1 protein-coding gene is annotated in these 449 nt (G+C 60.8%); it reads right to left on the bottom strand.

Features of this window, described 5'->3' with window-relative positions:
• Window positions 1-449: immunoglobulin-like domain-containing protein (locus ABI582_RS28695; RefSeq protein ID WP_442120994.1), on the bottom strand; the 449-nt coding region annotated here is incomplete at both ends.

Raw genomic sequence — 449 nt, 5'->3', positions numbered from 1 at the left:
ATGGTGACCTGGGCATTGTTGCTCAGGGTCACGACCAGGTCGTGGTCCAGCGGCTGGTTGACGTGCACGGTGAACGTCGGTTTGACGTTCTCGGCCACCGAAGTCTGGTCGGCCGTGATGGTGACCTTGACCAGGTCACCTTCGTTGCCCGGCGTGCCTGGCTCGTCGGTAACCTGGGTGCTGACCGGAGTCTTGTCCAGGTTCAGGTTTTCAAACTTCCACGCGTCCGCGCCGCTGACGGCGTCGATGGCGTTGACCACTGGCTGGTTAGCACCGACATAGACGTTATCCGGCGCGGTTGCAGTGGCCGAACCGGTGGTGCTGTTAGCCGCGACGACAACAGTGGTGCCATCGGTCAGCTTGAAGTACAGCTCTGCGTGGTTGTTGATTGGCAGGCCGTCTTTGTTGGTCAGCGTGATCGTGTAGGTGATCTCGCCGCCCTCGGTGAA

This window comes from Pseudomonas sp. SAS7 (assembly GCF_052112345.1).
Classification (GTDB): Bacteria; Pseudomonadota; Gammaproteobacteria; order Pseudomonadales; family Pseudomonadaceae; genus Aquipseudomonas; species Aquipseudomonas putida_Q.
This window is presented reverse-complemented; position numbering and strand designations above follow the sequence as displayed.